The sequence below is a fragment of the Streptomyces sp. enrichment culture genome (assembly GCF_964272855.1).
In the GTDB taxonomy this organism is placed as follows: Bacteria; Actinomycetota; Actinomycetes; order Streptomycetales; family Streptomycetaceae; genus Streptomyces.
The window spans coordinates 2,622,079-2,645,771 of the sequence record NZ_OZ186847.1 but is presented as its reverse complement, the minus strand read 5'-3'; the positions used below and the strand labels follow the sequence as shown (position 1 = coordinate 2,645,771).

22 protein-coding genes are annotated in these 23,693 nt (G+C 71.2%); 19 read left to right on the top strand and 3 right to left on the bottom strand.

What is annotated here, in order from left to right:
- Positions 1-98: 98 nt before the first annotated feature.
- Positions 99-1,568 carry a cytosine permease gene (locus ACSU6L_RS10940; RefSeq protein WP_437055909.1) on the bottom strand — a complete coding sequence of 490 codons (1,470 nt, stop codon included), beginning with the start codon at positions 1,566-1,568 and terminating at the stop codon, positions 99-101.
- A 170-nt stretch (positions 1,569-1,738) separates the two neighbouring features.
- Here ACSU6L_RS10940 and ftsY point away from each other — a divergent pair, with 170 nt between their 5' ends.
- Complete coding sequence (ftsY, locus tag ACSU6L_RS10935) at positions 1,739-2,956, top strand: signal recognition particle-docking protein FtsY (RefSeq protein ID WP_437055907.1); 1,218 nt, start codon at positions 1,739-1,741, stop codon at positions 2,954-2,956.
- Positions 2,957-3,103: 147 nt separating this feature from the next.
- On the opposite strand, the gene ACSU6L_RS10930 is transcribed toward ftsY, so the two are convergent.
- Positions 3,104-3,766, bottom strand: coding sequence for a bifunctional DNA primase/polymerase (locus tag ACSU6L_RS10930; RefSeq protein WP_437055905.1), 663 nt, complete (start codon positions 3,764-3,766; stop codon positions 3,104-3,106).
- Positions 3,767-4,220: 454 nt separating this feature from the next.
- Between ACSU6L_RS10930 and nsdA the strand changes: the two genes are divergently transcribed.
- The 6 genes from nsdA (at position 4,221) to ftsH (ending at position 13,975) form a co-directional block, all read left to right on the top strand.
- Positions 4,221-5,726 (top strand): transcriptional repressor NsdA, encoded by a 1,506-nt coding sequence (gene nsdA, locus ACSU6L_RS10925; protein WP_437055903.1) that lies wholly within the window; start codon positions 4,221-4,223, stop codon positions 5,724-5,726.
- Positions 5,727-6,061: 335 nt separating this feature from the next.
- Complete coding sequence (locus tag ACSU6L_RS10920; RefSeq protein ID WP_437055901.1) at positions 6,062-7,402, top strand: ammonium transporter; 1,341 nt, start codon at positions 6,062-6,064, stop codon at positions 7,400-7,402.
- A complete protein-coding gene (locus ACSU6L_RS10915; RefSeq protein WP_003997576.1) occupies positions 7,399-7,737 on the top strand; it encodes a P-II family nitrogen regulator in 339 nt (112 codons plus the stop codon). Before ACSU6L_RS10920 ends, ACSU6L_RS10915 begins: the two co-directional genes overlap by 4 nt.
- Before the next feature lie 65 nt (positions 7,738-7,802).
- Positions 7,803-10,250, top strand: a complete 2,448-nt coding sequence (locus ACSU6L_RS10910) for a [protein-PII] uridylyltransferase (RefSeq protein WP_437055899.1) — start codon at positions 7,803-7,805, stop codon at positions 10,248-10,250.
- Positions 10,251-10,370: 120 nt separating this feature from the next.
- Positions 10,371-11,921 carry a signal recognition particle protein gene (ffh, locus tag ACSU6L_RS10905; protein ID WP_437055897.1) on the top strand — a complete coding sequence of 517 codons (1,551 nt, stop codon included), beginning with the start codon at positions 10,371-10,373 and terminating at the stop codon, positions 11,919-11,921.
- A gap of 107 nt (positions 11,922-12,028) precedes the next feature.
- Positions 12,029-13,975, top strand: coding sequence for an ATP-dependent zinc metalloprotease FtsH (gene ftsH / locus ACSU6L_RS10900; RefSeq protein WP_437055895.1), 1,947 nt, complete (start codon positions 12,029-12,031; stop codon positions 13,973-13,975).
- Positions 13,976-13,982: 7 nt separating this feature from the next.
- Here the strand turns inward: ftsH and ACSU6L_RS10895 are convergent, their stop codons facing one another.
- The gene (locus ACSU6L_RS10895) at positions 13,983-14,879 is read right to left on the bottom strand and encodes an SAM-dependent methyltransferase (RefSeq protein WP_437055893.1); all 897 of its coding nucleotides are present in this window, start codon (positions 14,877-14,879) and stop codon (positions 13,983-13,985) included.
- 525 nt (positions 14,880-15,404) lie between these two features.
- On the opposite strand from ACSU6L_RS10895, the gene ACSU6L_RS10890 reads away from it, so the two are divergent.
- The 12 genes from ACSU6L_RS10890 to ACSU6L_RS10835 all read left to right on the top strand — a co-directional run bounded on the left by ACSU6L_RS10890 (position 15,405) and on the right by ACSU6L_RS10835 (position 23,646).
- Positions 15,405-16,001, top strand: coding sequence for a hypothetical protein (locus ACSU6L_RS10890; protein ID WP_073941163.1), 597 nt, complete (start codon positions 15,405-15,407; stop codon positions 15,999-16,001).
- Positions 16,002-16,307: 306 nt separating this feature from the next.
- A complete protein-coding gene (gene rpsP, locus ACSU6L_RS10885) occupies positions 16,308-16,730 on the top strand; it encodes a 30S ribosomal protein S16 (RefSeq protein ID WP_073941164.1) in 423 nt (140 codons plus the stop codon).
- A 2-nt stretch (positions 16,731-16,732) separates the two neighbouring features.
- Positions 16,733-16,972, top strand: a complete 240-nt coding sequence (locus ACSU6L_RS10880; protein WP_029385578.1) for an RNA-binding protein — start codon at positions 16,733-16,735, stop codon at positions 16,970-16,972.
- A gap of 108 nt (positions 16,973-17,080) precedes the next feature.
- On the top strand, positions 17,081-17,623 hold the full coding sequence (rimM, locus tag ACSU6L_RS10875; RefSeq protein WP_437055890.1) for a ribosome maturation factor RimM: 543 nt from the start codon (positions 17,081-17,083) through the stop codon (positions 17,621-17,623).
- Positions 17,623-18,456: a tRNA (guanosine(37)-N1)-methyltransferase TrmD gene (gene trmD / locus ACSU6L_RS10870; RefSeq protein ID WP_437055888.1), complete on the top strand. Its 834-nt coding sequence runs from the start codon at positions 17,623-17,625 to the stop codon at positions 18,454-18,456. Before rimM ends, trmD begins: the two co-directional genes overlap by 1 nt.
- Positions 18,457-18,589: 133 nt before the next feature.
- Positions 18,590-18,940: a 50S ribosomal protein L19 gene (gene rplS, locus ACSU6L_RS10865; RefSeq protein ID WP_073941167.1), complete on the top strand. Its 351-nt coding sequence runs from the start codon at positions 18,590-18,592 to the stop codon at positions 18,938-18,940.
- Positions 18,941-19,000: 60 nt separating this feature from the next.
- Positions 19,001-19,723 (top strand): signal peptidase I, encoded by a 723-nt coding sequence (gene lepB / locus ACSU6L_RS10860; protein ID WP_437055886.1) that lies wholly within the window; start codon positions 19,001-19,003, stop codon positions 19,721-19,723.
- Positions 19,716-20,852 carry a signal peptidase I gene (gene lepB / locus ACSU6L_RS10855; protein WP_437055884.1) on the top strand — a complete coding sequence of 379 codons (1,137 nt, stop codon included), beginning with the start codon at positions 19,716-19,718 and terminating at the stop codon, positions 20,850-20,852. Before lepB (ACSU6L_RS10860) ends, lepB (ACSU6L_RS10855) begins: the two co-directional genes overlap by 8 nt.
- Positions 20,740-21,723, top strand: a complete 984-nt coding sequence (lepB, locus tag ACSU6L_RS10850) for a signal peptidase I (protein WP_437055882.1) — start codon at positions 20,740-20,742, stop codon at positions 21,721-21,723. Before lepB (ACSU6L_RS10855) ends, lepB (ACSU6L_RS10850) begins: the two co-directional genes overlap by 113 nt.
- 267 nt (positions 21,724-21,990) lie before the next feature.
- On the top strand, positions 21,991-22,764 hold the full coding sequence (gene lepB, locus ACSU6L_RS10845) for a signal peptidase I (protein WP_437055880.1): 774 nt from the start codon (positions 21,991-21,993) through the stop codon (positions 22,762-22,764).
- On the top strand, positions 22,754-23,281 hold the full coding sequence (locus ACSU6L_RS10840; RefSeq protein WP_437055878.1) for an NUDIX hydrolase: 528 nt from the start codon (positions 22,754-22,756) through the stop codon (positions 23,279-23,281). The genes lepB (ACSU6L_RS10845) and ACSU6L_RS10840 overlap by 11 nt, the downstream gene beginning before the upstream one ends.
- 56 nt (positions 23,282-23,337) lie before the next feature.
- Positions 23,338-23,646 carry a DUF2469 domain-containing protein gene (locus ACSU6L_RS10835; RefSeq protein ID WP_003965949.1) on the top strand — a complete coding sequence of 103 codons (309 nt, stop codon included), beginning with the start codon at positions 23,338-23,340 and terminating at the stop codon, positions 23,644-23,646.
- The last annotated feature ends 47 nt before the right edge of the window (positions 23,647-23,693 follow it).

The window sequence follows — 23,693 nt, the reverse complement described above, 5'->3', positions numbered from 1 at the left end:
GGCGGTACGTCAGATGGCCATGACCGTGTGCCGGCGGTTCCCGGACACCGGTCGCCGGCTCGGGCGCCGAGCGGCGTGCCCGGGAGCCGGCCGCTCCGTCAGGCGCGGGTCGCCGTGAGCTGCTCGGAGGCCTCCGTGGGCTCCGCGGGCTCGGCGGCCGTCGTCGACGGCGTCACCGCCGGCTTCGGCAGGGCCAGGTACAGCAGGCCCGAGATCACGATCGTGGCGACCCAGCCGAGGCCGTACTCGCCGATCACGTTGTTCGTGGCGAGCGGGCCGGTGAACCAGTCCGACGTGGTGAACAGCAGGCCCGCGACCAGGCCGACCGCCCAGGCGGTCACCGCGGCGGGGGAGAAGCCGCCCCGGTACCAGTAGGCGCTGGTGCGCGTGGTGTCGGCCATGGCCCGGCCGTCGTACTCCGTGCGCCGCAGCATGTCCGCGCCGAACACGCCGACCCAGGCGGAGAACGCCACCGCCAGCAGGGACAGGAAGGCGATGAAGGACCCCATGAAGCTCGTCGCCACCAGCATCAGCACCCCGCCGAACACCAGCGAGATCAGGGCGTTCACCGACACCGCCCAGTGCCGCGGCACCTTGATGCCGAGGGTCTGCGCGGTGAAGCCCGCCGAGTACATCGACATCGCGTTGATCAGCAGCATGCCGATCAGCGCGATCAGCAGGTACGGCACCGCGATCCAGGTCGGCAGGATCTCGCCGAGGAAGGAGACCGGGTCGGCGGCCGAGGCCAGGTCCGGCGTGGACACCGCCATCACCGCGCCCATCAGGACCATCGGCAGCACGACGACACCGGCGCCGCCCACCGCCGTGCCCACGATCGCCTTCGACGACGCGGTACGCGGCAGGTAGCGGGTGAAGTCCGGCGCGGACGGGATCCAGCTGACGCCGCCCGCCGCGATCATGCCGATACCGGTGATCACCGCGGCCGTGGAACCGGCGGAGTGGTCCAGCACCTTCGACCAGTCCGTGTTCACCGCCAGATAGCCCAGCACCAGCACCGAGAACGCGCCGAAGAGGTAGGTCGCGTACTTGTTGCACTTCTGCACGGCGTTGATGCCGAGCCCGGAGATCGCGAATGTCGCGACCACGAACGCCAGCAGCGTCACCATGTCCAGCACGCTGTTCGCGCCGATGCCGAACACGATGTCCAGGATGGTGAGCATGGCGTAGGCGCCGGTCACCGCGTTGATCGTCTCCCAGCCCCAGCGGGCGACCCAGATCAGCGAACCGGGCAGCAGATTGCCGCGCTGCCCGAAGACGGCGCGGGACAGCGCCATGCCCGGCGCGCCGCCCCGCTTGCCCGCGATGCCGATCAGTCCGACCAGCCCGTACGACACGAGGGGTGCGACGGCGGCGACGACCAGCGCCTGCCAGATGTTGAGGTGGTACGCGACGACCAGGCTGGCGCCCATGGTGAGCAGCAGCACGCTGATGTTGGCGCCCACCCAGGTGGGGAACAGCTCGCGGGTCCTGGCGGTGCGTTCGTCGTCCGGTACCTGCTCGATACCGCGGGTTTCGAGAGCGCCTTCGGCCTCGGCGGTCTTGCTCATGAAGAACATGCCTAGCGGTGGGGGGACGGGGGATGACGGGACTCTACGCGCGTTGACGCGGTCTGTGCCACTGTACTTTGGTCCGACTCGCACCCACCGGTGTCTTTTGTCTCTCGGAGGAAGCCACAAGCAGGGTCCGGCGGACCCCCATGGCCGATACTGGACGCGTTATGGACATCGTCATCCTTGCTGTAGTCATCGCCGTGGTCGTGCTCGGCGCGCTCGGCGGGCTCATCGTCGGCAGCCGGCGGAAGAAGTCGCTGCCCCCGCCGCCCCCCGCGACGCCCGACCTCACCGCACCCCCGGCCGAGCCGCACGTCGGCGACGAGGCCGAGACGCCTAAGGAGGAACCGCGCCGGACGATAGAGGAGGTGGACCTCCCGGACGGCTCGGCCCCGACCGCCGTCGAGGAGCCTCCCGTCGTCGAGGAGCCCCTTGTCGAGGCTCCCCCGATCGAGATCCCGGAACCCACCGCCGGACGCCTGGTGCGGCTGCGGGCCCGGCTGTCCCGCTCCCAGAACGCCCTCGGCAAGGGCCTGCTCTCGCTGCTCTCGCGCGAGCACCTGGACGAGGACACCTGGGAGGAGGTCGAGGACACCCTGCTCACCGCCGACGTCGGCGTCCAGCCCACGCAGGAGCTGGTCGAGCGGCTGCGCGAGCGGGTGAAGGTGCTCGGCACCCGCACCCCCGAGGAACTGCGCGGTCTGCTCCGCGAGGAGCTGCTCACGCTGGTCGGCACCGACTTCGACCGCACCGTGAAGACCGAGCCCGAGGGCCGCAAGCCCGGCATCGTGATGGTCGTCGGCGTCAACGGCACCGGCAAGACCACCACCACCGGCAAGCTCGCCCGCGTCCTGGTCGCCGACGGCAACAGCGTCGTCCTCGGCGCAGCCGACACCTTCCGCGCGGCCGCCGCCGACCAGCTCCAGACCTGGGGCGAGCGCGTCGGCGCCCACACCGTGCGCGGGCCCGAGGGCGGCGACCCCGCCTCCGTCGCGTTCGACGCGGTCAAGGAGGGCAAGGAGATCGCGGCCGACGTCGTGCTCATCGACACCGCCGGCCGGCTCCACACCAAGACCGGCCTCATGGACGAGCTCGGCAAGGTCAAGCGCGTCGTCGAGAAGCACGCCCCGCTCGACGAGGTGCTGCTCGTCCTCGACGCCACCACCGGTCAGAACGGCCTGGTGCAGGCCCGGGTGTTCGCCGAGGTCGTCGACATCAGCGGCATCGTGCTCACCAAGCTCGACGGCACCGCCAAGGGCGGCATCGTCGTCGCCGTCCAGCGCGAGCTGGGCGTCCCGGTCAAGCTGGTCGGGCTCGGCGAGGGCGCGGACGACCTCGCGCCGTTCGAGCCGGAGGCGTTCGTCGACGCCCTCATCGGAGAGTGACCCCCGCCTACGAAGATTCGTACGTGCTCGCGAAGCGCCCGCCCCCCGGAGAAAGGGGGCGGGCGCTTCGCCGTACGGCGGTGCGCGAGGCCCGCGATCGGTGGGGTGTCACGCCCGCGACCGAGGCGCTGGGTCCATGACCGGGCGTTACGCCCGCGACCGGTGCGCCACGTAGGCCAGCGTCCCCAGCAGCAGCCGGGCCTCCGGCGGCCGGGACGCCGAGTCCAGGGCGGGGGAGCGCAGCCAGCGCACCGGGCCGAGGCCGCCGCGGTCGGAGGGCGGCGCGGTGATGAACGTACCGGGGCCGAGTCCGCGCAGGTCCAGGCCGGGGTCGTCCCAGCCCATGCGGTAGAGCAGCGCGGGGAGCTCGGCGGCGGCGCCGGGCGCGACGAAGAAGTGGGCGCGGCCGTCCGGGGTGGCGGTCACCGGGCCGAGAGGGAGGCCCATCCGCTCCAGCCGGACCAGGGCGTGCCGCCCGGCCGTCTCGGCGACTTCGATCACGTCGAACGCCCGCCCGACCGGCAGCATCACGGCCGCGCCCGGCACCTCCGCCCAGGCGTCGGTCACCTCGTCCAAGGTGGCGCCGGCCGGCACCCGGGAGGCGAAGTCCAGCGGGTGCGCGCCCGGTGCCCGGCAGTCGGGGCGGCCGCAGGAGCACAGGCCCGCGGCTGCCCGCGCGCCCGGCACGACGTCCCATCCCCACAGACCGGTGTACTCGGCCACGGTGGTGCACTCCGACGAGCGGCCGCGGCGGCGCGAGCCGGACCGGATGTCGCGAATGCCCCGACTGCTGCCGATCGTGAAGCCCATGCCCCCTCCAACGGGTCCGAAGCGGCGGTGGTTACGAGCCGGATCGAGGCGAATGCGGAACGTGACCATGCCTACCCGGTTGCCCGATGCCGCGCGGTCTACTCGGCGCCCGGAAGTCCGCCGGGTGGTGCGCATGGCTGCGCACGCCCCCGTTCACTTCACTCCGCCCGTTCCTGGTCGTGATGTGTCAAGTGAATCGTGTGGAGGCCACCGTGAGTTCATTCGAAGGGGTGGCGAATGGTGGCGTTTCTTGAATCGCCATGGTTGGAGGGGTGATCGTAGGATTACTGTGAGTGCATAGCAAGTGGGGCACATGCGCTGGTGGGTATGCCGGAGGCAACTCGGTTTCCCGTTCGAAGGGTGAGAACTCGGGGACGGGCGGCGCACTTGACGGGCATTCTGATAAGGCTTGGCGCACTCGATGACAAGCGGTCTGAGGGATGGGGGCGTTCCAGTGGGCGGCAACGGCGGAAGCGGGACGAACGCTGAGAAGCGCCCGAATGAGCTGTTGGGCTCGTGGTTCGTGCGCAGCGGCTGGTCCAAGGGCGAGCTGGCCCGGCAGGTCAACCGCCGGGCGCGCCAGTTGGGCGCCAACCACATCTCGACGGACACCTCGCGGGTGCGACGCTGGCTGGACGGCGAGAACCCGCGCGAGCCGATCCCGCGGATCCTGTCCGAGCTGTTCTCCGAGCGGTTCGGCTGTGTCGTCTCCGTCGAGGACCTGGGCCTGCGCACCGCCCGCCAGTCACCCTCGGCGACCGGTGTCGACATGCCCTGGACGGGCCCGCAGACGGTGGCACTGCTCAGCGAGTTCTCGCGCAGCGACCTGATGCTGGCGCGGCGCGGCTTCCTCGGAACCTCGCTGTCCCTGTCCGCGGGCCCGGCCCTCATCGAACCCATGCAGCGCTGGCTCGTCCCGTCCCCCGCCTCCCCCCGGCTCTCCAACGGCTTAGACCTCGGGGCCGCGCCGGAACCCGCGTCCGCGCCCGCTGCCCGCGCGCGTGGACGCCTGTCCAAGCCCGAGCTGGACCTCCTGGAGTCCACCACGGCGATGTTCCGGCAGTGGGACGCCCAGTGCGGCGGCGGCCTGCGCCGCAAGGCGGTCGTCGGCCAGCTGCACGAGGTCACGGACCTGCTCCAGGAACCCCAGCCCGAGGCCACCACCCGCAAACTGTTCAAGGTCGCCGCCGAGCTGGCCGAACTCGCCGGCTGGATGAGCTACGACGTCGGGCTCCAGCCCACCGCGCAGAAGTACTTCGTGCTCGCCCTGCACGCCGCCAAGGAGGCCGGCGACCGCCCGCTCGGCTCGTACGTCCTCTCCAGCATGAGCCGGCAGATGATCCACCTCGGCCGGCCCGACGACGCACTGGAACTGATCCACCTCGCCCAGTACGGCAGCCGGGACTGCGCGAGCCCGCGCACCCAGGCGATGCTGTATGCGATGGAGGCCCGCGCGTACGCGAACATGGGTCAGCCTGGCAAGACCAAGCGGGCCGTGCGGATGGCCGAGGACACCTTCGCCGACGCCGAGGACTGGGACGAGCCGGACCCCGACTGGATCCGCTTCTTCAACGAGGCCGAGCTGCACGGCGAGAACAGCCACTCCTACCGCGACCTCGCCTACGTCGCCGGCCGCAGCCCCACCTACGCCTCCCTCGCCGAACCGCTGATGCGGCGAGCCGTCGAGCTGTTCGCCCAGGACTCCGAGCACCAGCGCTCGTACGCGCTCAACCTCATCGGCATGGCCACGGTCCACCTGCTCCAGCGCGAGCCCGAGCAGAGCGCCGTCTTCGCCGAGCGGGCCATGCAGGTCGCCAAGAAGGTCCGCTCCGAGCGCGTGAACACCCGTATCCGAAAGACCGTGGACACCGCCGCCCGCGACTTCGGCGATCTCGCCAAGGTCGTCGACCTCACCGACAAGCTCGCCGTCGAGCTGCCCGAGACCGCCGAGGCGGTCTGAGGCCCGAACCTCCCGAGCCCCGGCCGCGGCCGGCCCTCCCGAACTGCCCGACTCGGCTCCCCCACGCCAGGTCATCGGAAGGCCGCCCGCGGCCGGTTTCTTTCTCCCTCCGAAGATCTCGCTCGAAGGTTGCGCCACGATAACGATCGCGCGGCCCGAGATCTGCCAATTCATCGACGCGTAACACGCACCGCGCCTTCGTCACGGCGGCGAAACAACGAGGGGCTTCCACCGAAACCGCGCTGCGCCAATCTCGTGGCGCATAACCGGCCCACCCCTCAATCCGCTCCAGGCTTCGCCCGCACGGGGCCGTATCCAACGACGAGGAGACGCCGATGGCACCAGCCATCACGCTTGCCGCAGAGACGGAGATCTCTGCCGCCAACACAGGCTTCATGCTCATCTGTTCCGCCCTGGTGATGCTGATGACCCCGGCACTGGCCTTCTTCTACGGAGGCATGGTCCGGGTCAAGAGCACCCTGAACATGCTGATGATGAGCTTCATCAGCCTGGGAATCGTCACCATCCTGTGGGTGCTGTACGGCTTCTCCATGGCCTTCGGCAACGACTCCGGCGGCATCTTCGCCTGGAACTCGGACTACGTCGGCTTCACCGGCATCGACAAGGACGCGATCTGGGACGGCTACACCATCCCGGTGCTCGTCTTCGCCGTCTTCCAGCTGATGTTCGCCATCATCACCCCGGCCCTGATCAGCGGCGCCCTCGCCGACCGGGTCAAGTTCACCGCCTGGGCGCTGTTCATCGCCCTGTGGGCCACCGTCGTCTACTTCCCCGTCGCCCACTGGGTCTGGGGCACCGGCGGCTGGGCCTTCGAGCTGGGTGTGATCGACTTCGCCGGTGGTACGGCCGTCCACATCAACGCCGGTGCCGCCGCGCTCGGCGTCATCCTGGTCATCGGCAAGCGGGTCGGCTTCAAGAAGGACCCGATGCGCCCGCACAGCCTGCCGCTGGTCATGCTCGGCGCCGGACTGCTGTGGTTCGGCTGGTTCGGCTTCAACGCGGGCTCCTGGCTCGGCAACGACGACGGCGTCGGCTCCCTGATGTTCGTCAACACCCAGGTCGCCACCGCCGCCGCCATGCTCGCCTGGCTGATCTACGAGAAGCTGCGCCATGGCGCCTTCACCACGCTGGGTGCCGCCTCCGGTGCCGTCGCCGGCCTGGTCGCCATCACCCCGGCCGGCGGCGCGGTCGACCCGCTCGGCGCGATCGCCGTCGGCGCCATCGCCGGTCTGCTGTGCGCCATGGCCGTCGGCCTGAAGTACAAGTTCGGCTACGACGACTCGCTCGACGTCGTCGGCGTCCACCTCGTCGGCGGCATCGTCGGCTCCCTGCTCGTCGGCTTCTTCGCCTCCGGCGAGGGCCAGTCCGACGTCAAGGGCCTCTTCTACGGCGGTGACGCCGCCCAGCTCGGCAAGCAGGCCGCCGGTGTCTTCGCGGTGCTCGCCTACTCCCTGGTCGTCTCCGCGGTCCTCGCCTTCGTCCTCGACAAGACGATCGGCATGCGGGTCCCCGAGGACGACGAGGTGGCCGGCATCGACCAGGCCGAGCACGCCGAGACCGCATACGACTTCAGCGGCGCCGGCGGCGGCACCTCCCGCTCCGCCTCCGTCACCGCCCCGGTCGCCCAGGCCGAGACCAAGAAGGTGGACGCATGAAGCTCATCACCGCCGTCGTGAAGCCCCACCGGCTCGACGAGATCAAGGAGGCCCTCCAGGCCTTCGGAGTACACGGGCTCACGGTCACCGAGGCCAGCGGCTACGGTCGTCAGCGGGGGCACACCGAGGTCTACCGCGGCGCCGAGTACACCGTCGACCTCGTGCCCAAGATCCGCATCGAGGTGCTGGCCGAGGACGACGACGCCGAGCAGCTGATCGACGTCATCGTCAAGGCCGCCCGCACCGGCAAGATCGGTGACGGCAAGGTCTGGTCCCTGCCGGTCGAGACGGCCGTCCGGGTCCGCACCGGCGAGCGCGGCCCGGACGCGCTCTGACGGACGCGCGCTGAAAGACGCACTCTGACGGACGCGCTCTGACCGAGGAGAACAGGAGTCGCTGGGTGACGAGCACGGACACGACGAAAGCAGAGGACTCGGGACCCAGCGGCTACGCGGCGGCCCGGCTGCGCCTCCTCCAGGAGGGGGCGCGGTCCGGGCCGCCGCGCCGTGCCGCCCTCTCCGGGCTGACCGACGACTGGCTGGCGGGACTGTTCGACGCGGGAGCCGGCGGGCTGAAGGGCGTCTCGCTCGTCGCCGTGGGCGGCTACGGCCGCGGGGAGTTGTCACCGCGCAGCGACCTCGACCTGCTCCTGCTGCACGACGGCGGTGACCCGGACGCGATCGCCGCGCTCGCAGACCGCCTCTGGTACCCCGTCTGGGACCTCGGCCTCGCCCTCGACCACTCCGTGCGCACCCCGGCCGAGGCCCGCAAGACAGCCGAGCAGGATCTGAAGGTGCACCTCGGCCTCCTGGACGCCCGGCACCTCGCCGGTGACCTCGGCCTCACCGCCGGCCTGCGCACCGCCGTCCTCGCCGACTGGCGCAACCAGGCACCCAAACGCCTCCCCGAACTGCAGGAACTGTGCGCTGAGCGCGCGGAACGCCAAGGGGAGCTGCAGTACCTGCTGGAACCCGACCTCAAGGAGGCCCGCGGCGGCCTGCGGGACGCCACCGCGCTGCGCGCCGTCGCCGCCTCCTGGCTGGCCGACGCCCCGCGCGAAGGCCTCGATGACGCCCGGCGCCGCCTCCTCGACGTCCGCGACGCCCTCCACCTGACCACCGGCCGCGCCACCGACCGTCTCTCCCTCCAGGAACAGGACCAGGTCGCGGCCGAGCTGGGACTGCTGGACGCCGACACGCTGCTGCGGCAGGTGTACGAGGCGGCGCGCGTCATCTCGTACGCCAGCGATGTCACCTGGCGCGAAGTGGGGCGCGTGCTGCGTTCGCGCGCCGTGCGGCCCCGGCTGCGCGCCATGCTGGGCGGCGGGAAACCGGTGGCCGAGCGGTCCCCGCTGGCCGAAGGGGTGGTGGAGCAGGAGGGCGAGGTGGTGCTCGCCCGCGCCGCGCGCCCCGAACGCGACCCCGTGCTCCCCCTGCGTGCCGCGGCCGCCGCCGCGCAGGCCGGACTTCCGCTCTCCCTGCACGCCGTACGGCGCCTGGCCGCCACCGTGCGCCCCCTGCCCACGCCCTGGCCCGCCGAGGCCCGCGAGCAGCTGGTGACCCTGCTCGGCTCCGGTCGTCCGACCGTGGAGGTCTGGGAGGCACTGGAGGCCGAAGGGCTCATCACCCGGCTGCTGCCCGACTGGGAGCGGGTGCGCTGCCGGCCGCAGCGCAACGCCGTGCACATCTGGACCGTCGACCGGCACCTCATCGAGACCGCCGTGCGCGCCTCCGAGTTCACCCGCCGGGTCAGCCGCCCCGACCTCCTGCTGGTCGCCGCGCTGCTGCACGACATCGGCAAGGGCTGGCCCGGCGACCACTCCGTCGCCGGCGAGATCATCGCCCGTGACGTGGCGGGCCGGATCGGCTTCGACCGCGACGACGTGGCCGTGCTCGCCACACTCGTACGGCACCACCTGCTCCTGGTGGAGACCGCCACCCGGCGCGACCTGGACGACCCGTCCACGGTGCGGTCGGTCGCCGAGGCGGTCGGCACCCAGAGCACCCTGGAACTGCTGCACGCCCTCACCGAGGCGGACGCGCTGGCCACCGGCCCGGCGGCCTGGTCGTCCTGGCGGGGCTCGCTCGTTGCCGACCTCGTCAAACGGGTCTCGGCCGTGCTCGCCGGGGACGCCCCCGAGGAGCCCGAGGCCGCCGCGCCCACCGCCGAGCAGGAACGGCTCGCCGTCGAGGCGTACCGCACCGGCGGACCGGTGCTGGCGCTGCGGGCGCAGACCGAGCCGCCGTCGGAGCAGCCCGATGTTGCCGGTGACCCCGAGCCGCTGGGCGTCGAACTGCTCATCGCCGTGCCCGACCAGCCGGGCGTGCTGCCCGCCGTGGCCGGCGTCCTCGCCATGCACCGCCTGACCGTCCGTACGGCCGAGCTGCGCGCCCTGGAACTGCCCGACGGCGTCGACGGCACCGTCCTGCTCCTCGACTGGCGGGTGGCGGCGGAGTACGGCTCCCTGCCCCAGGCCGCCCGCCTCCGCGCGGACCTCGTCCGGGCCCTGGACGGCAGCCTCGACATCGCCGGCCGCCTGGCCGAGCGGGACGCGGCCTATCCGCGCCGCCGGGGCGTGGTCGCACCGCCACCGCGCGTCGCGGTCGCCTCCGCGGCCTCCCGCCACGCCACGGTGATCGAGGTCCGCGCCCAGGACGCGCCGGGACTGCTGTTCCGCATCGGGCGGGCGCTGGAGGACGCCGGGGTCCGGGTGCGCAGCGCCCACGTCTCCACGCTGGGCGCGAACGCCGTCGACGCGTTCTACGTCACCGGCGCGGAGGGCGTGCCGCTGCCGGGGGAGGAGGCGACAGCGGTGGCACGGAAGCTGGAGGAGACGCTGCGGGGGTGACACCCGCAGGTGTGGGGTCTTCGCCGTCGTGAGAACACGGGGGAGACCCCACCGCGGCCGTCCGGATACCCTGGAGGGCGATTCATCCGCCCGTCACCGACCCCGAGGACCGCGAGCGCCGTGTTCGATACTCTCTCCGATCGCCTTTCAGCGACCTTCAAGAATCTGCGCGGCAAGGGGCGTTTGAGCGAGGCGGACATCGACGCCACCGCGCGCGAGATCCGTATCGCGCTCCTCGAGGCGGACGTGGCTCTGCCCGTCGTGCGCACGTTCATCAAGAACGTCAAGGAACGCGCACTCGGTGCCGAGGTCTCGCGGGCGCTGAACCCCGCCCAGCAGGTCCTGAAGATCGTCAACGACGAGCTGGTCACCATCCTCGGCGGCGAGACCCGCCGCCTGCGCTTCGCCAAGCAGCCGCCGACCGTGATCATGCTGGCCGGTCTGCAGGGTGCCGGTAAGACCACCCTCGCGGGCAAGCTCGGCCGCTGGCTGAAGGAGCAGGGCCACTCGCCGCTCCTGGTCGCCGCCGACCTGCAGCGCCCGAACGCCGTCAACCAGCTGAGCGTCGTCGCCGAGCGTGCCGGTGTGGCCGTGTACGCGCCGGAGCCGGGCAACGGCGTCGGCGACCCGGTCAAGGTCGCCAAGGACTCCCTGGACTTCGCCAGGACCAAGGTCCACGACATCGTCATCGTCGACACCGCCGGCCGCCTGGGCATCGACCAGGAGATGATGCAGCAGGCCGCCGACATCCGGGACGCCGTCTCCCCCGACGAGATCCTCTTCGTCGTCGACGCGATGATCGGTCAGGACGCCGTCAACACCGCCGAGGCCTTCCGCGACGGCGTCGGCTTCGACGGCGTGGTGCTCTCCAAGCTCGACGGCGACGCGCGCGGTGGTGCCGCGCTGTCCATCCGGCAGATCACCGGCAAGCCGATCATGTTCGCGTCGAACGGCGAGAAGCTCGACGACTTCGACGCCTTCCACCCGGACCGGATGGCCTCCCGCATCCTCGACATGGGTGACCTGCTCACCCTGATCGAGCAGGCGGAGAAGACCTTCAGCCAGGAAGAGGCCGCCAAGATGGCCTCCAAGCTGGCGTCCAAGAAGGGCCAGGAGTTCACGCTCGACGACTTCCTGTCCCAGATGGAGCAGGTCAGGAAGATGGGCAGCATCTCCAAGCTGCTCGGGATGCTGCCGGGCATGGGGCAGATCAAGGACCAGATCAACAACCTCGACGAGCGGGACGTCGACCGCACCGCCGCGATCATCAAGTCGATGACCCCGGCCGAGCGCCAGGACCCGACGATCATCAACGGCTCGCGCCGCGCCCGTATCGCCAAGGGTTCCGGTGTCGAGGTCAGCGCGGTGAAGAACCTGGTCGAGCGGTTCTTCGAGGCCCGCAAGATGATGTCCCGGATGGCTCAGGGCGGCGGTATGCCGGGCATGCCGGGGATGCCGGGCATGGGCGGCGGCCCCGGCCGGACCAAGAAGCAGCCGAAGAAGGCCAAGGGCAAGCAGCGCTCCGGCAACCCGATGAAGCGCAAGCAGCAGGAGCAGGAGGAGGCCGCCCGCCGCGCGGCCGCCGCCGAGGGGAACGCCTTCGGGCTGCCGGGCCAGCAGGCCGGGCAGGACTTCGAGCTGCCGGACGAGTTCAAGAAGTTCATGGGCTGACGCCGGCCCGGTCGTACGTCCGCTGAGGGTGCCCTTTTTCCGGAAGGGGCGCCCTCAGTGCCGTCCATGGGAATGCTTGTACGGCTTTCCTGGCGTAACGTCCCGATATGACCAACCCTGCGCCGCCACGCGAGTCTCCCGACAAACCCTGGCGTACCGAGGGCACTCCCGACGAGTCGCCGAAGCCGCCGTCCGGTGGGCGGCGGATACCCGGCGGCTGGTGGAGCCTGGTCGCCGCCGCGCTGGTCGTGTTCGTGATCGCCAACCTGGCGCTGTCCTTCTTCGGGGACGGTGACGAGCCGACGATCTCGTACACCGAGTTCAGCAAACAGGTCGACGACAACAACGTCAGCAAGATCTACTCCAAGGGCGACGCCATCCAGGGCCAGCTGAAACAGGCCCAGGACAGCCCGGACGGCGACGGGACGTACACCAAGTTCAAGACCCAGCGGCCGGCCTTCGCCGACGACCAGCTCTGGGAGGACCTGGCCAGGAACGACGTCACCGTCACCGCGGAACCGGTGGTCCAGCAGCGCAGTCTGCTGGCCAACGTGCTGATCTCGCTGGCGCCGATGCTGATCCTGGTCGTGCTGTGGATCTTCATCGCGCGGCGGATGCGGCCGGGCATGGGCGGCGGGGGCGGCATGTTCGGGCGCAAACCGCCCCCGAAGCCGGTCGAGCTGGAGCCCGGGCAGAAACGGACGACGTTCGCGGACGTGGCCGGCATCGACGAGGTCGCGGGCGAGCTGAACGACGTCGTCGACTTCCTGAAGAACCCCGACGCCTATCGGCGGATGGGCGCCAAGATGCCGCGCGGTGTGCTGCTGGCCGGTCCGCCCGGCACCGGCAAGACGCTGCTGGCGAGGGCCGTGGCGGGCGAGGCGCGGGTGCCGTTCTTCTCGGCGTCGGCCTCCGAGTTCATCGAGATGATCGTGGGCGTGGGCGCCTCCCGGGTGCGTGAGCTGTTCGCCGAGGCCCGGAAGGTGGCGCCGTCGATCATCTTCATCGACGAGATCGACACCATCGGCCGCGCGCGGGGCGGCGGTGGCACGGTGGGCGGTCACGACGAGCGCGAGCAGACGCTGAACCAGATCCTGACGGAGATGGACGGCTTCTCGGGTTCGGAGGGCGTGATCGTGATCGCGGCGACCAACCGCGCGGACGTCCTGGACCCGGCGCTGACCCGGCCGGGCCGCTTCGACCGGGTGGTCAACGTCTCGCCGCCGGACCGGGGCGGCCGGGAGGCCATCCTGCGCATCCACACCCGCGAGATCCCGCTGGCGGACGACGTGGACCTGGCCCAGGTCGCCCGTACGACGCCCGGCATGACCGGCGCGGAACTGGCCAACCTCGCCAACGAGGCAGCCCTGCTCGCCGTGAAGCGGCAGCAGCACTGGGTGACGCGGACCGACCTGTCGGAGGCGCTGGAGAAGGTGCAGCTGGGCGCCGAGCGGGCACTGGTGATGCCCCTGGAGGAGCGTCGGCGCACCGCCTACCACGAGAGCGGGCACGCCCTGCTGGGCATGCTGCAGCCGGGCGCCGACCCGGTCCGCAAGATCACCATCGTCCCGCGCGGGCGGGCGCTCGGCGTGACCCTGTCCACGCCGGACTCGGACAAGTACGCGTACACCCAGGAGTACCTGCGCGGGCGGATCATCGGCGCGCTCGGCGGGATGGCGGCCGAGCACGTCGTGTTCGAGGTGGTCACCACCGGCGCGGAGAACGACCTGGAGCAGGTCACCAACATCGCGCGCGGGATGGTGGCCCGCTGGGGCATGAGCGAGCGGGTGGGCCGGCTCTCCGCCCTTCCCGGTGACGCCCAGCAGGCGTACGGCCTCGCCGCCGCGCCCCAGACCCTGGACGTGATCGACGGCGAGATGCGCCGCATCGTGGACGAGTGCTACGAGGAGGCCTGCCGCAAGCTGCGCGACCACCGCGGGCAGCTGGACGCCCTGGCGGAGGCGCTGCTGGAGAAGGAGACGCTGGAGGAGGCGGACGCCTACCGGATCGCGGGCATCACCCGGCTGACCAAGGACGACCCCGAGTCCTCCTGAGCGGCGGCTACGGCACCCGGGCGATCAGATAGCGGAACACGTTCGGCATCCACACCGTCCGGTCGGCCCTGCGGTACGGGTGCAGGGCCTCCCGCATCTCCTTGTCGACCTGGGCCGGGTCGGTCGCGGTGATCGCCGCGTCGAACAGGCCGGTGGAGAGCAGTCCGCGCACCGCGCTGTCCATGTCGGCGTACCCGAAGGGGCAGGCGACCCGTCCCGAGCCGTCCGGGCGCAGTCCGGCGCGCTCGGCGACCTCCTCCAGGTCGTCTCGCAGGGCCGGGCGCCAGCGGCCGGCACCGTGCAGCGGATCGGCCAGCTTGTCGGCGACGCGCAGCACGGTGGCGGTGGCGCAGCGTTCCGGTGGTCCCCAGCCGGCCAGCACCACGGCCGCCCCGCGCGCGGCGTACGCCGCCGCCGCGGTGAGCAGGCCGGCGAGGTCGTCGGAGTCGCCCGCGCGGCATCCGATGGGCTCGAAGGCGGTGACGATGTCGTAGCCGCCGGCGCGACGGCCGGGCGCGCCCGGCGTGCCGCTCGTGCCGAGTCCGTCGAGCCTGTCGAGTCCGTCGAGTGACGCGGTGACCGCCGGGGCGCCCGCCCGCGCGTGCGTGCCGGTCGTCTCCGCGCGCAGGCGTTCCCGAGCGAGGGTGAGCCGTTCGGGTGAGGAGGACTCGACGCCGGTGGTCTCGGCGCCTCTGGCGGCGGCCGTCAGCAGGGCCAGCCCGCTGCCGCAGCCGAGGCCGAGCAGCCGTGTGCCGGGGCCCACGTCGAGCCGCTCGTAGACGGCCTCGTGGAGCGGGACGAGCATCCGCTCCTGGATCTCGGACCAGTCACGCGCGCGTGCACTCAGGTCCACGCGGGGCTTGTCCCCCGTGTGCGGGTGCTGACGCACGAGCGTAGGTGTCATATGTAAGCGCCCCATTCCGCCGAGAGTTGCCGCTGTCCCCGTTGTTCCGAAGCCCCCGTGACGTGCGCTCGCCCCCCGTATGCCAGGAAACTCCGGGCTCGCGGTGGCGTCCAGTGGTGGGGGGCTCCGGCTTGGTGTTCGGGGGCGGTGGGGGCGAGATTTCACATGCCGGCAACCTCGCGTGGTACGGCGTCGGGCCGTGGACAAGGGGCGGTGCGGGGCGCTGTCGGGGCACGCGGTAACGTCACCGGCGTCGGTGTCGCTGACCCGAGTGCACGGGTGTGCGCGGATGCGCCCCTTGCGCACCGGCGAGCGCCCCGCTTCCGGGCGCGGCGCGGGGTGGAGGCGTACGCGCCGGGGCGTACGTCAGGCTACGTACCACCTTGTGATGAGCTGTGCGGCTTCTCCGCAGATCAGCGCACCCGCCCTCGTCAGGACGCATCAGCGGCAACTGACGGGTACGTGCAAATTATTTGGGATGCCCCGGAATAGGAACACAGCGGGACCCCGGCTCGTTGTGATTACGTGAGCACGACACCACCTGTTCTCGCCGCAGAGCTGGCACAGGCGTGGGCCGACATTCAGCGGTACCACCCCGAGCTGCCGGACCTTGCCGCGCCCGAGTCCCTGATCGGGGAGTCGTCGTCCGCCTGCGGGCACGAGCTCTCCTTCGAGCGACTGCTCCACGAGGCAGTCCACGGCATCGCCGCCGCGCGCGGAATCCGCGACACCTCCCGCGCCGGCCGTTACCACAACCGCAGATTCCTCGCGATCGCCGAGGAGCTGGGCCTCGACCACCCCGAGGAGCCGCACCCGAGCAGCGGCTTCTCACTGGTCACGCTCAACCCCGAGGCCAAGCGCCGCTACCGCGCGACGATCGAGCGCCTGCAGCGCGCCCTGAAGGCGCACACGGCGGCCACCTCCGCCGACACCGCCCGCAGCTTCCGCGGCCCCGCCGCCCGGCACGGCTCCTCCGGCGGGGGCGTGCGGGTGAAGGCGGTGTGCGACTGCGGGCGCAACGTCCGGGTCGTCCCGTCCGTCCTGGCCCAGGCACCGATCGTCTGCGGCGGCTGCGGCAAGCCGTTCCGGATCCCCGAGGTCGTGGGCGCGGCGGCGAGCTGAGGCTCCGGCTGCTCGTGGCAGCCGAAGCCGGCCTCGCCGTACCCCGCGGCGCCGGTCGGGCATCCGGCGTGCGGTCCGGGCACGCCGGATGCCGCTCCGGCGTGCCCGGGCGCGGGTCCGCGCCCTCGCCCGAACCCTTGGTCGGAACCCCTCGATCGGGTGTGGCACAATGGCTAGCTGTACTCGACAGCCGCACAGGACCCCTCTCTCCTCCGGCTGACGCGTCCATCGGGCACTCGGGTACCGCAACCCCACGCGGCTCTCTCGCCGTGCCCAACCACGTCAAATCCAGGAGAACCCACTCCCGTGGCAGTCAAGATCAAGCTGAAGCGTCTGGGCAAGATCCGTTCGCCTCACTACCGCATCGTCGTCGCCGACTCCCGCACCCGTCGTGACGGCCGTGCGATCGAGGAGATCGGCAAGTACCACCCGACGTACAACCCGTCGGTCATCGAGGTCGACGCGGACCGCGTGGCTTACTGGCTCGGCGTCGGCGCCCAGCCGACCGAGCCCGTGCTCGCCATCCTCAAGAAGACCGGCGACTGGCAGAAGTTCAAGGGCGAGCCCGCCCCGGCTCCGCTGCTCGTCGCCGAGCCGAAGAAGGCGCGCCCGTCGTTCGAGGCCCTGGGCGGCGACGACGAGGGCAAGGGTGAGGCCATCACCCAGAAGAAGAAGGCCGAGAAGAAGGACGAGGCCGCGGCCGAGTCCTCCGAGTCGACCGAGGCCTGAGCATGCTCGAGGAGGCTCTCGAGCACCTCGTGAAGGGCATCGTCGACAACCCTGACGATGTGCAGGTCGCCTCGCGCAACCTGCGTCGCGGGCGGGTGCTGGAGGTCCGGGTCCACCCCGACGACCTCGGCAAGGTGATCGGTCGCAACGGCCGCACCGCACGCGCCCTGCGTACCGTCGTGGGCGCCATCGGCGGCCGCGGTGTCCGGGTCGACCTCGTCGACGTGGACAACGTCCGCTGACGCAACGCAGCACCGGCTCGGGCCGGGGAGGGCCACTGGGCCGTCCCCGGCCCGCAGTCGTATGAGCCGTCTTCGGCTCGCAGTCGTTCCGACAGGAGAGCAAGCACAGTGCAGCTGGTAGTCGCACGGATCGGCCGCGCCCACGGCATCAGGGGCGAGGTCACCGTCGAGGTCCGCACCGACGAGCCGGAACTGCGGCTCGCCCCGGGCGCCGTACTCGCCACCGACCCCGCCTCCGCGGGGCCCCTCACCATCGCCGCCGGCCGGGTCCACAGCGGCCGCCTCCTCCTGCGCTTCGAGGGCGTCGGCGACCGCACCGCCGCCGAGGCGCTGCGCAACACCCTGCTGATCGCCGACGTCGACCCCGAGGAACTGCCCGAGGGCGAGGACGAGTACTACGACCATCAGCTGATCGACCTCGACGTGGTCACCGCGGACGGGGCGGAGGTCGGCCGGATCACCGAGATCTCCCACCTGCCCACCCAGGACCTCTTCATCGTCGAGCGCCCCGACGGGACCGAGGTGATGATCCCGTTCGTCGAGGAGATCGTCACCGAGATCGACCTGGAGGAGCAGCGGGCCGTCATCGACCCGCCGCCGGGGCTGATCGACGACCGCGCGGAGATCGACTCCAGCCGGGACGAGGCGTAATGCGGCTCGACGTCGTCACGATCTTCCCCGAGTACCTGGAACCGCTGAACGTCTCCCTGGTCGGCAAGGCACGCGCGCGTGGCCAGCTGAACGTGGGGGTGCACGATCTGCGCACGTGGACGTACGACCGCCACAGCACGGTCGACGACACGCCGTACGGCGGCGGCCCCGGCATGGTCATGAAGACCGACCCGTGGGGCGACGCCCTGGACTCCGTGCTGGCAGACGGCTACGAGACCGGCTCGCACGGCCCGGCACTCATCGTCCCCACCCCCAGCGGCCGCCCCTTCACCCAGGAGCTGGCCGTCGAGCTGTCCGAGCGGCCCTGGCTGATCTTCACCCCGGCCCGCTACGAGGGCATCGACCGGCGGGTCGTCGACGAGTACGCGACCCGGATACCGGTCTACGAGGTCTCCATCGGCGACTACGTCCTCGCCGGCGGCGAGGCGGCCGTCCTCGTCATCACCGAGGCCGTGGCCCGGCTGCTGCCCGGCGTCCTCGGCAACGCCGAGTCGCACCGCGACGACTCCTTCGCGCCCGGCGCCATGGCCAACCTCCTGGAGGGCCCCGTCTACACCAAGCCGCCCGAGTGGCGCGGCCGCGGGATCCCGGAGGTGCTGCTCAGCGGGCACCACGGCAGGATCGCCCGCTGGCGGCGGGACGAGGCCCTGCGCCGCACCACGGCCAACCGGCCCGACCTCATCGAGCGCTGCGACCCCAAGGCCTTCGACAAGAAGGACCGGGAGATGCTTTCCATCCTGGGCTGGGCACCCGACCCGGAGGGCGAGCCGTACGGCCGATTTTGGCGCAGGACCGACGGCGTGGAAGAATAGACCGCTGTTGTGCGCCGTCCGGCGTGCGCCCCTGCCACAGGGGGACACGACGCCCGCCCCGACGCGCCCGACAGCATCCCGAACCTCTAGTTCCCGTTGATGACCTGTGGCATCAGCGAAGAAAGCAGACGAAATGTCTCACCTGCTCGACTCCGTCGACGCCGCGTCGCTGCGCAGCGACGTCCCGGCCTTCCGCCCGGGTGACACCGTCAACGTCCACGTCCGCGTCATCGAGGGCAACCGCTCCCGTGTGCAGCAGTTCAAGGGCGTTGTGATCCGTCGCCAGGGTTCCGGCGTGCGCGAGACCTTCACGGTCCGCAAGGTCTCCTTCTCCGTCGGCGTCGAGCGCACCTTCCCGGTGCACACCCCGATCGTGGAGAAGATCGAGCTCGTCACCCGCGGTGACGTCCGCCGCGCCAAGCTGTACTACCTGCGCGAGCTGCGCGGCAAGGCGGCGAAGATCAAGGAGAAGCGCGAGAACTGAGCGCTTCCCGGGGCTTGTCCCCGTGGGGTCCACAGCGGGGCCGGATAGCATCTGGCCCCGATGGACACCGAAGCACAGCCGACGGAGCGCGACCGCTCCTCCCGCCCTTCCGCCACCGAGGACGCCTCGGACGCCGGGGGGCCGGAGGAACGGTCGCGTTTCGCGTTGGTGTCGCGGATCGCCGAGTGGCTCCCGGGCGGACGGATCACCCTGACCGCGCTGTTCTGCCTGCTCTTCGTGCTGCTGCTCAACACCCTGGTGCTGCAGCCGTTCCAGATTCCCAGCGGATCCATGGAGCCCGGATTGAGGATCGGCGACCGCGTTCTCGTAAATAAGTTGGCGTACCGTTTCGGAGCCGAGCCGCGGCGCGGTGACGTCGTCGTGTTCGACGGCAGCGGATACTTCGGGGACGCCGACTACATCAAACGCGTCGTGGGCGTGGGCGGAGACCACGTGGTCTGCTGTGACAAGGAAGGGAGGCTCCGGGTGAACGGCCTGTCGGTCGACGAGTCGACATTTCTGTACCCCGGCGACCGGGCGTCGTCGGTGCCGTTCGACGTCGTCGTGCCCGACGGCACCCTGTTCGTCCTCGGCGACCACCGCAGCGCCTCCAGCGACTCCCGCGACCACCTGGGCTCACCCGGCGGCGGCATGATCCCCGTCGACGAGGTCATCGGCCGCGCGGACGGAATCGCCTGGCCCGTCGGCCACGTCACCCGCCTGCACCGGCCCGACGCCTACGCGCGCGTGCCCGCGAGCACCCCGGACGGTGCCCATGGGTAATCGCGGCAAACCGCGCGGTTCGTCCAACGACCCCGTCGACAACCTCCTGCCCACCGGCACACGGCGCGCCGCCGCACCGGCCGGCGGGCGCTCCCGCGCGGAGCGGCGCAAGCTCCAGCGCAAGGTCAAGCGGCGCCGGCGCCGCTCGGCCATCAAGGAGATACCGCTCCTCATCGGTGTCGCCGTCCTCATAGCACTGGTCCTGAAGACCTTCCTGGTGCAGGCGTTCGTGATCCCGTCGGGCTCCATGGAGCAGACGATCCAGATCGGCGACCGGGTCCTGGTCGACAAGCTCACCCCGTGGTTCGGCGCCGAGCCCGAGCGCGGGGACGTCGTCGTCTTCAAGGACCCCGGCGGCTGGCTCAACGACGAGCAGCCCACCCAGAAGAAGGACGACCCCGTCGTCGTCAAGCAGGTCAAGGAAGGGCTCACCTTCATCGGCCTGCTGCCCTCCGACAACGAGAAGGACCTCATCAAGCGGGTCGTCGGGGTCGGCGGCGACCGCGTCAAGTGCTGCGACGCGCAAGGCCGCGTCACCGTCAACGGCGTTCCCCTGAACGAGGGGGACTACCTGTTCCCGGGCAACGCCCCGTCCGTCACCGAGTTCGACGTCACCGTCCCCGAGGGCCGGCTGTGGGTGATGGGCGACCACCGTGCCGACTCCGCCGACTCCCGCGTCCACCAGGACACCTACGGCGGCACGGTCTCCGAGGACCAGGTGGTGGGGCGGGCGATCGTGATCGCCTGGCCGTTCAACCACTGGACCACGCTCGACGAACCCGAAACATTCTCTTCCGTGGCCGACCCGGCGTCCGGGTCGACCGCGGTCGCCCAGGTGTCGCATAGGGTTGCCTCCGACGTTTCGAACGTGCCGGCACCCAAACCTCTGGAGCCCGGCGCGTCGGATCCGAACGCAATGATCCAGCTCCCGAGCCCTGCGGAACTCCCGCTCGTTATGGGAGTGGTGGGCCTGCGCCGTATCCGGGGCAGGCAGCGGCACAGAGTAAGGAGTTGGCGTGGGGGATGTGGCGGTTGGCGCACGGTCCGGGCACGACGGCGAGGAGCACCGCGGACACCCCGTGGAAGCGGCCGGCCCGGCCGCGGACAGCGCCGTAGCCTCCGGGAGTGACACGACGGCAGCCGAGGGCGGCAGGGTGAGCGACGAGCAGGACACGGCAGGTGGGCAGGGCTCCGGCGGCACTGCCCCCAACCCCCCCAAGAAGCAGCGCTCCTTCTGGAAGGAGCTGCCGATCCTGATCGGTATCGCCCTGGTGCTCGCGCTGCTGATCAAGACGTTTCTGGTGCAGGCGTTCTCCATCCCCTCCGACTCGATGCAGAACACCCTGCAGGAGGGCGACCGGGTCCTGGTCGACAAGCTCACCCCGTGGTTCGGCTCCGAGCCGGAGCGGGGCGAGGTCGTCGTCTTCCACGACCCCGACAAGTGGCTGCTGGGCGAGGTGACGCCCGAGCCGAACGCGCTGCAGACCTTCCTCAGCTGGATCGGCCTGATGCCGTCCTCCGAGGAGAAGGACCTGATCAAGCGGGTCATCGGCGTCGGCGGCGACACGGTCGAGTGCAAGGGCACCGGCCCGCTGAAGGTCAACGGCAAGGCGCTGAACGAGCCGTACGTGTACCCCGGCAACACGCCGTGCAGCGTCGACGACCAGGGCGGCCAGTTCAAGGTGAAGGTCCCCGAGGGCTACATCTGGGTCATGGGCGACCACCGGCAGAACTCGCGCGACTCGCGCTACAACCAGTCGGACAAGCACCAGGGCATGGTCCCGGTGGACGAGGTCGTCGGCCGCGCCATCGTCAAGGCCTGGCCGATCAACCGCTGGGGCACCCTGCCGGTCCCGGACACCTTCGACCAGCCCGGCCTGAACCAGCAGTCGTCGGCCGCCGCGGCCCTGCCGGCCGCGCCGCACGCGCTCGCCCTGGCCGGAGTGGTGCCGGTGGCGCTGTGGCGCCGCAAGCGGTTCACCATCGGGGACCCGCGCTAGGGGACGTCTCGCCGATCATGCCGGGCTCGCGGCGCCTGGCACCGCGCCTCGCCGCGTTGTCGTCGGTCCCCGATGCGCCGCATCGGCTCCCTCCTCCGCCTTGCGATGCACGGCACCAGCCGCCGCTCCCTGATCCGGCCTGATCGACGAGACACCCCCTAGACGGTCCGGGGCCGTCCCCCGCGGCGGCCCGCCCCGGGACGGTCCCGGCCATCCGGTGACCGAGGAGCTGACCGGGTCCGGTACCGCCGGGTAGGGTGCGGACCCATGGGTGGCGAGAGCACGACACACACGGCCCCGCAGAGCGCGGGCGGCACAGGCAACGGCCCGGCGGGCGGCCGGACCGGACAGCGACTGTCCGGGCTGGCGGTCGCGCTGGGCCTCGTGCTGTTCCTCGCCTCCTTCGGATGGGGCGCGGTGGTCTACCGGCCGTACACCGTCCCGACCACCTCGATGGCGCCGACGATCGGCGCGGGCGACCGTGTGCTCGCCCAGCGCGTCGACGGCGCGGACGTGCGCCGCGGCGACGTCGTCGTCTTCAAGGACGCCACCTGGGGCGACGCGCCGATGGTCAAGCGGGTGGTCGCCGTGGGCGGGGACACCGTCGCGTGCTGCCAGGACGGCCGGCTGACGGTCAACGGCAAGGAGATCGAGGAGCCGTACCTGCCCGACGGGGAGGCCGGGTCCGCGAACTTCCCGACCGTCACCGTCCCCGAGGGGAGGCTGTTCCTGCTCGGTGACGAGCGGCACGGCTCCCTGGACTCCACGGCCCATCTGACGGACGCCGCGAGCGGCAGCGTGGCACGCGACAAGGTCTCCGCGCGGGTCGACGCCGTCGTCTGGCCCATGGACGGCATGCTGCCCCCTGCCACCGGCTTCGAGGCCCTCGGCGGCAGCCTGTCCGAGCCGGGGCCGCTGCGGACGATCGGCGCGATGACCGTCGTGGGTGCCGTGCTGGTGCTCGGCGGCGCCGCGTACGGGCCGATCGCGCAGCGCGCCGCCCGCAACCGGAGCCGGACGGAGTCCACCGGTGCTCACTGAGGCGCCGGACGGCGGACCGGCCGGCGACGAGGTGCGCAAGGTCGCTCGCGTCGTGCTGCTCGACCCGCAGGACCGCATCCTGCTGCTGCACGGCCATGAGCCGGACGATCCGGCGGACGACTGGTGGTTCACGCCGGGCGGCGGCCTCGAGGGCGAGGAGACCCGTGAGGAGGCCGCGTTGCGGGAACTCGCCGAGGAGACGGGCATCACGGAGGTCGAACTCGGACCGGTCCTGTGGCGGCGGATGTGCTCCTTCCCGTTCGCCGGCCGCCGCTGGAACCAGGACGAGTGGTACTACCTGGCCCGGACGGCCCATACGTCCGAGGTGGTGCCCGAGGCCGTGAGGCTGACCGAGCTGGAGCGGCGCAGTGTCGTCGGAGCTCGGTGGTGGACGTGTCAGGAACTGACCCGGGCACATGAGACGGTGTATCCGACCAGACTCGCCGAGCTGCTGCGCAGACTACTCGACGAAGGTCCCCCGGCCGGACCGGAGATCCTCGACACGGAAATCGTCTAGAGGCTCACGGGACTGGCGCACAATGGGGGGATCGCACGGCTGAAGGGGAACATGCCATGAGCGCCGAGGACCTCGAGAAGTACGAGACCGAGATGGAGCTCAAGCTCTATCGGGAGTACCGCGATGTCGTCGGTCTGTTCAAGTACGTGATCGAGACCGAGCGGCGCTTCTACCTGACCAACGACTACGAGATGCAGGTGCACTCCGTCCAGGGTGAGGTGTTCTTCGAGGTGTCCATGGCGGACGCCTGGGTGTGGGACATGTACCGGCCGGCCCGGTTCGTGAAGCAGGTCCGGGTGCTCACGTTCAAGGACGTGAACATCGAGGAGCTCAACAAGAGCGATCTGGAGCTGCCGGGCGGGTGATCGCGGCGGTCATCGCCACCCGTGTGAGTGACGGGTTTTTCCACAGT

What these genes read in the sequence shown, in the direction of transcription:
- ACSU6L_RS10940 (WP_437055909.1), bottom strand. Translation starts at nt 1,568, where the DNA reads ATGAGCAAGACCGCCGAGGCCGAAGGCGCTCTCGAAACCCGCGGTATC.
- ftsY (WP_437055907.1), top strand. Translation starts at nt 1,739, where the DNA reads ATGGACATCGTCATCCTTGCTGTAGTCATCGCCGTGGTCGTGCTCGGC.
- ACSU6L_RS10930 (WP_437055905.1), bottom strand. Translation starts at nt 3,766, where the DNA reads ATGGGCTTCACGATCGGCAGCAGTCGGGGCATTCGCGACATCCGGTCC.
- ACSU6L_RS10920 (WP_437055901.1), top strand. Translation starts at nt 6,062, where the DNA reads ATGGCACCAGCCATCACGCTTGCCGCAGAGACGGAGATCTCTGCCGCC.
- ACSU6L_RS10915 (WP_003997576.1), top strand. Translation starts at nt 7,399, where the DNA reads ATGAAGCTCATCACCGCCGTCGTGAAGCCCCACCGGCTCGACGAGATC.
- ftsH (WP_437055895.1), top strand. Translation starts at nt 12,029, where the DNA reads ATGACCAACCCTGCGCCGCCACGCGAGTCTCCCGACAAACCCTGGCGT.
- ACSU6L_RS10895 (WP_437055893.1), bottom strand. Translation starts at nt 14,879, where the DNA reads ATGACACCTACGCTCGTGCGTCAGCACCCGCACACGGGGGACAAGCCC.
- ACSU6L_RS10880 (WP_029385578.1), top strand. Translation starts at nt 16,733, where the DNA reads ATGCTCGAGGAGGCTCTCGAGCACCTCGTGAAGGGCATCGTCGACAAC.
- trmD (WP_437055888.1), top strand. Translation starts at nt 17,623, where the DNA reads ATGCGGCTCGACGTCGTCACGATCTTCCCCGAGTACCTGGAACCGCTG.
- rplS (WP_073941167.1), top strand. Translation starts at nt 18,590, where the DNA reads ATGTCTCACCTGCTCGACTCCGTCGACGCCGCGTCGCTGCGCAGCGAC.
- lepB (WP_437055886.1), top strand. Translation starts at nt 19,001, where the DNA reads ATGGACACCGAAGCACAGCCGACGGAGCGCGACCGCTCCTCCCGCCCT.
- lepB (WP_437055884.1), top strand. Translation starts at nt 19,716, where the DNA reads ATGGGTAATCGCGGCAAACCGCGCGGTTCGTCCAACGACCCCGTCGAC.
- lepB (WP_437055880.1), top strand. Translation starts at nt 21,991, where the DNA reads ATGGGTGGCGAGAGCACGACACACACGGCCCCGCAGAGCGCGGGCGGC.
- ACSU6L_RS10835 (WP_003965949.1), top strand. Translation starts at nt 23,338, where the DNA reads ATGAGCGCCGAGGACCTCGAGAAGTACGAGACCGAGATGGAGCTCAAG.